General features: G+C 60.0%; 4 protein-coding genes and 1 pseudogene. 1 reads left to right on the top strand and 4 read right to left on the bottom strand.

Annotated features, from left to right (window positions below; all coding sequences use genetic code 11):
• Positions 1-62: 62 nt before the first annotated feature.
• Positions 63-347 (bottom strand): hypothetical protein, encoded by a 285-nt coding sequence (locus tag AAFO90_RS23775; protein ID WP_347511031.1) that lies wholly within the window; start codon positions 345-347, stop codon positions 63-65.
• Between the two features lie 134 nt (positions 348-481).
• Between AAFO90_RS23775 and AAFO90_RS23770 the strand changes: the two are divergent.
• Positions 482-712, top strand: a pseudogene (locus tag AAFO90_RS23770) (transposase); the annotation flags it as partial.
• 326 nt (positions 713-1,038) lie between these two features.
• On the opposite strand, the gene AAFO90_RS23765 reads toward AAFO90_RS23770, so the two are convergent.
• The 3 genes from AAFO90_RS23765 to AAFO90_RS23755 form a co-directional block, all read right to left on the bottom strand.
• The gene (locus AAFO90_RS23765; protein ID WP_347511030.1) at positions 1,039-2,202 is read right to left on the bottom strand and encodes an MFS transporter; all 1,164 of its coding nucleotides are present in this window, start codon (positions 2,200-2,202) and stop codon (positions 1,039-1,041) included.
• A 47-nt stretch (positions 2,203-2,249) separates the two neighbouring features.
• The gene (locus AAFO90_RS23760) at positions 2,250-4,265 is read right to left on the bottom strand and encodes a TonB-dependent siderophore receptor (protein WP_347511029.1); all 2,016 of its coding nucleotides are present in this window, start codon (positions 4,263-4,265) and stop codon (positions 2,250-2,252) included.
• Positions 4,266-4,557: 292 nt separating this feature from the next.
• The gene (locus AAFO90_RS23755) at positions 4,558-5,196 is read right to left on the bottom strand and encodes an SOS response-associated peptidase family protein (RefSeq protein WP_347511028.1); all 639 of its coding nucleotides are present in this window, start codon (positions 5,194-5,196) and stop codon (positions 4,558-4,560) included.
• Positions 5,197-5,553: the final 357 nt, after the last annotated feature.

Below are 5,553 nucleotides of genomic sequence, written 5' to 3'. Positions count from 1 at the left end.
CGCCTGCGATGTCGTAGTCTTCTTCATGGTGTTGCTTTCCTTTCGGTTTGATCACCCCGAGCCTACGGCTCAGGGAAAGCAACGCCACCCTTCAGGCAAACTTCAACATCAACCGGGACATCCCCCGATTGGTAGTCCTCACCAACAAATGCCTCGAGCGATGCAAGGTCGCGCCAGATCATCACGAAACTGAACTCTCTAGGACTATCCGCGCGTGGCGCGCCGGGCAGAACTTGGACGATACCGTCCGTCCCCTTCATCAATGGGATGGCCGTACTGTGAAAGAATTCGCCGAATTCCTTCTCTTTACCTTCTCGCACAAGTACCTGAAAAATGCGCATTATCATACCGTGTTCCCCTATAAGTGGGTTTCGCCTGCATGAACGCCTCAATATCGTAAGCGCCGTCTCAACCCCACATTGCTGCTAATGGCTTCGGCTGCGATGTGATCTCCATCTCATGATGGGGAGTGCGTTTCGCAATGTGCGCTACAAATTCGTTTCTCAAATCTCTGGGCGTCGAGATTTACGCGTCGGGACATCGCCGGTGGCCGGATGAGGCCAAGGCCTTGGCCGTCGCGATGACCTTGGAGGCTGGTGCGACGGTGAATGCCGTGGCGGAGCGGTTTGGCATTCTGCCCAATCAACTCTCGGCATGGCGACGTGAAGCCAAACAGGGCAAGCTCGTGCTGCCTGCGGCAGAAGTCGAGGACCCTGTCTTTGCGCCTCTCGTTGTCTGCGAGGTTGCCGAGGGGGAAGCGGGCCCGGAGGTCGCATCGCAGGCTCCGGAGTGATGGCGCCGATCTGTGCGACCAGTGAGTCTTTCAGAACCTGCAGATACTCGGCATGTGGCGCCCGGATTTCCGCCATCGCGCTCTCGGGCCGCTGGGTAAACACGAAACGACCGTAGTCAGTGCCGAGAGTCAGGCCGGTTGCATCATCGCGCAGGACGGGCAGATCATGTTCCGCTGCCTGGGCCAGGATGGACTGGCGCAGGGAGGCAAAGGAGATGCCGGTCAGGTTGGTTGTTGCGGTGGTCTCAGCCATGCAAGGGAGCCTTCTTTGCGGAAATGCGCCAGATGGCAGGCAGGGCAGCCAACGAAACCGCGCAGGCCAGCGCGAAAAAACGACCGAAGCCGAAATATTCGGCGAGGAAGCCCGCAGCGGTGCCCGCCACCATGCTTATGGAGGCATCGGCGCATTGGAACAGGGTGAAATCCACGCCCCCCTGACGGGGATCAGACCAGTTCATGAACTGGCCGTAGAGCGAGACGAAGCCGAAAGCCATTACCGCTGAGCTGGCCACCATGGCCACCGGAGCCACTGCGGCGGCTGGCAGGATCGTATCCCCGGCAGAGAGAGCAACCAACGCGAGGATGGCCGACTGCAGGGCGACCGCACCGACCAGAACGACACGGGCGCCAAAACGACGTACGGCACCGCCGCCGAGGACCGCGCCGAAGAAGCCAAGCATCAGGCTGCCGACGCCGCTAAGAATTCCCAGCTGAGCGAGATCATAGCCTGCGTCTATGAAATAAGGGCCGAACATGCCCATCGCCGTCTTTTGCGCGACCACATAGAGGGACGCGATCAGCAGACCCTGGCGGACTTCGGGCCGTTTCAGAGCTGCTTTCAGGCTGGGCTGGTGCGGGCGCAAGGCCGTTTCGCGGGCGCGCGCGACAACGGTAAAGGGCAGGCACAGCACTGCGATCACCAAAGCCATGGCCCAGACGGCGGCAGTCCACCCAACCCGGTCGACCAGGATCAGAAAAACACCGCCACCGATGGCTGCGCCAAGGTAGGCACCGCCCACCTGCGCTGCGTTCCCCCAGCCATAGGGCGTTCCCCGCAAGGCCTCGACGGCATAGCCATCGCAGGCAATGTCGACCGTGGCCGTGGCAAAGGCGGCGATCATCAGCACCGCCAGGACGGGCAGCACTGGAAAGGGGCCGATCCCGCCGACGATCAGCAGTGTTGAATCGACCACGGCGGCACCAATCAGAACGACCGCCACCGACCGGTCCCGACCGCCATCCGGCAGGCGGAACCGCTCAATCACTGGCGCCCAAAGGAACTTCAGGGCCCATGGCAGCACGAGCAGGGACACGAGCCCGATGTGATCCAGCGGAAGGCCCTGAGCCCGCATGACGCCGGGCAGGCCCGTCCATGTCACGCCGCCGATAACGCTTTGCGCGATATACACGCCGCCAATCGCCCCGACGACGTTCCATGTCCGACGCCTGCTTTGCATCAGAAGCGATAGGCGAGGCTGAATGTGGCCGTACGCCCCTCGGTCCGATAGCAGTAGCCAGCACTACAGGTCTGATCGGTATTGTCGAAGGCGTTCTTCACGTTCAACTGGAAGCCCAGACCATCCAGCCCCACTTGGCCAAGATCATAGGACACGGACAGATCGGTGTAGAACTGCTCATGGTTCCTGAAGGTGTTCTGGTCGTCACCCCAGCTTTGGCCGACATAGCGCAGACCGGCGCCAAAGCCCCAGCCTTTCAGTGCGCCCGATTGCGGCTCATAGAAAGCCCAGAGCGCTGCCGCATGTTCTGGCGTGGCCGAAAGCTGTTTGCCCACGGTGCCCGCCGCACCGCGTTCGATTTCCATGTCGAGATAGGTGTAGGAGGTCGTGAGACGCAGGTCGTTCTGGAAGTTGAACTGACCTTCGACCTCGAAACCGCGTGACCGCAGATCGTAGGGGACCTGGACCTGGTTGAGCCCGCCGAAAACCGCCGGGTCCACGGTCTGGAACACCACGCCATCGTCCTGCGCGATGTCAAAGATCGAGGCCGTGATCAGGCTTTCCGTGCGGGGCAGCTGGTATTTCAGACCGATTTCTTTCTGCAATCCGCGTGTTGGGTCCGCCGGGCGACCGCTGTTCGGATCGGTTACGTCATCATGGACGAGCCCGGTGGTTGGTACGAAGCTGCTGGACACATTCGCAAAGACCGAAAGATCGGCATTCACGGCATAGCTGAGCCCGATCCGGCCGGAAAACGCCTCGTGAGACGTGTCGCTGCCGACCCGTGCGGCGTCAAAGGTGGTGATATCCACCCAGTCGTACCGCGCACTCAGGAACGTGGTCCACCGTCCCACAAGCATCTGATCGTGCAGGTAGATGCCCGTCTGATCCATGTCCTGACCGTTGGAATAGGGCTGAACCGCAGCATCGACGGCCGCAGCGGAGACATAGCCCACGCCGCCATAGTGGACATCATAGGACGACCGGCCGAAATCGACGCCTGCCACCAGCGTGTGATCCACACTGCCGGTCGCGAACTTCGCCTCCAGCGTGGTGTCGATTATCAGGTTTTCGGTATTTTCAAGGTAGTGGCCCCAGTACCGGCCAAGACCGGTGCCCGTTGCGTAAACACCACTGAACTGGAGATCCGCATCAACCTCGGAGTAGCGCATCCTTTGACGCAGGGTCATGCTTCCGGTGAGTTCATGCTCGATGTCGTAGCCGATGCGCCACTGATCATTGTCGAAATCGTTGTAGGCCGGATCCCCGGCATAGATTTCGGAGGCCACCCCATAGGATGGGTTGTAGTAAGACGCCGTGCCGCCGCGGGTCGAGGAGGAATACTCACCCAGGACCGTGATCTTGGTCCGGTCGGTCAGCTGGTAGGTCAGCGCAGGTGCAATCATCGCAAGATCATCGCTATAGCCGTCCAGCGGCGTACCCGCATGTCGCAAAACCCCGGTCAGACGATAGCTGAGCCGCCCGTCTCCGACCGGCCCGGTAGTGTCGAAAGCCACCTCTTGCCGCTCGTCAGTGCCAAAAGTCAGCTGCACCTCGTTGAAGGGCGTGTCTTTGGGGCGTTTTGACACCACATTCACAAGACCACCCGGGCCGCTGACCCCGTACATGGACGACGACGGTCCCTTGAGCACGGAGACCGCCTCAAAGCTGTAGGGGTGGTTCTGATACCAGGCAGATGGTCCGTTCACCTGTCGCAGACCATCGCGGAACAACCCGTTGTAGTAGGCGGCAAAGCCACGCAGGTAGACGGCGTCATAGCGGCTGTCGTAGCCGAAGTTCGTGACGTTGGTGCCTGAGGTATAGCCGAGCGTATCGAGCAGGGTGCGCGGTTGCTGATCCTCAATCTGGTCCTGGCCGACGGTGCTGATCGCCTGCGGAATGTCGCGGATGGAGCAAAGGTCACGTCCATGTACGCGGTCTCGACGTCGCAGCCGACCCGCCACGGAAGTGCCGACTGGGAAATGGGTGAAGCCGTATCGGCGGCCACCGCGCATGGAAACGCAGCCTTGGATAAGTGGCAGGACTTTTAGGGCTCACTCGCAGCCGAAATACGGCCAGCGAGGTAAGGTTCATTGAATACACAGAGTGTCCCGCACGGTTCGCCTAGATACAAAACACAAATGTTCCAAAGTCCGCTATCTGCGCATTGCAGTCGATCATGAAGGGCGTAAAAACGCCCACGACCGACTATGTCAGCAGCTCGCCACCCGATGTCGCCAGAGGCAACAGGTGGCAGCGACAATACAGTTCCAGAGCTGATTGCTGCTTTGATCGCGAACTTCACCTTCACATGAGCCGCCCACTCTCATCCGCTGTGTCGAGAGACAGGAGTGCCCCATCAGGCAGTGGTCGCTGCAATTGTTGGGCAGCCTCAATGGGCGAATTTAGCCAGAGGTCCCACTCACCCGGCTCCATCAAGATCACCGGCATAGCCTTCGGATGGACCGCAGCGACCTCGGCATTTGGCTGGCACGTCAGAAAGGCAAAAAGATCGTCCTCTGTCTCCCCATCCTTGACCTTGCGCACCGAGCGCCAACTGCGCGTCTCGATCCCCGCGAAGAACATCGGGCGATCTGGATCGGCGCAACTGAACCACTGATTGCCCCCTTTGACCGGCTCGGCAAAGGAGGTGATCGGCACCAAACAGCGATGCGCAGGTCCCAACCAGCGTTGCCAATGGCGCGAGGCCAGGTTTCGCACGTTGGTGACGCCGGGATCTCGCTTCGTCTTCAGCACAAAAGCAGGGGATGGCATTCCCCACCGCGCCTTGACCAGTTCCAACCCGTCGGCTGAATGCCGAATGATCGGCGCCAGCTGGTCGGGGAAATAGGAGCGACTTCCCAAGTTCCCGGCGCGATCCACGAGGCCGGGGAAGAGGTGTCTCATGGCGTCTTGAGATCTGGTGTTGCTGTAGAGGTTGCACATATCGCCACGCTGCCGCCGTTGGCTTCGGTTGGTCAAGGTTCCAAACCCTGCGCGATTGACTTACCCCCAACGCGACACGATAGCGATTTCGGCCCTAAGGTTCTCGGAGGCGCTTGGTGCAGTCAAATTCGCGTTTCGCATCGTCGGTATCGAGGAAAGATGCAACTTTCAGGAAAACCGAAAATCCTCACTAGAACTCAAAAAACTCACTTGATCCTCAGGTTGTGTCTCTGGTCTTCCCCCACTGAAGTGGTCCTCCGCTATGTTTAGGAAAACGGAGGAAACACATGGCCAACAAGCGACCAAAGCCCGAGGAAATTGTCACGAAGTTGCGACAGGTTGAGGTTCTGACGGGGC

Origin of the sequence: Phaeobacter sp. CAU 1743, assembly GCF_039839315.1 — a bacterium.
Lineage (GTDB): Bacteria > Pseudomonadota > Alphaproteobacteria > Rhodobacterales > Rhodobacteraceae > Phycobacter > Phycobacter gallaeciensis_A.
The sequence above is the reverse complement of the archived record's forward strand: the minus strand, read 5'-3'. Positions and strand labels throughout refer to the sequence as shown.

Coding starts and splice junctions, on each gene's coding strand:
- AAFO90_RS23775 (WP_347511031.1), bottom strand. CDS start 347: ATGATAATGCGCATTTTTCAGGTACTTGTGCGAGAAGGTAAAGAGAAG.
- AAFO90_RS23760 (WP_347511029.1), bottom strand. CDS start 4,265: ATGCGCGGTGGCCGCCGATACGGCTTCACCCATTTCCCAGTCGGCACT.
- AAFO90_RS23755 (WP_347511028.1), bottom strand. CDS start 5,196: ATGTGCAACCTCTACAGCAACACCAGATCTCAAGACGCCATGAGACAC.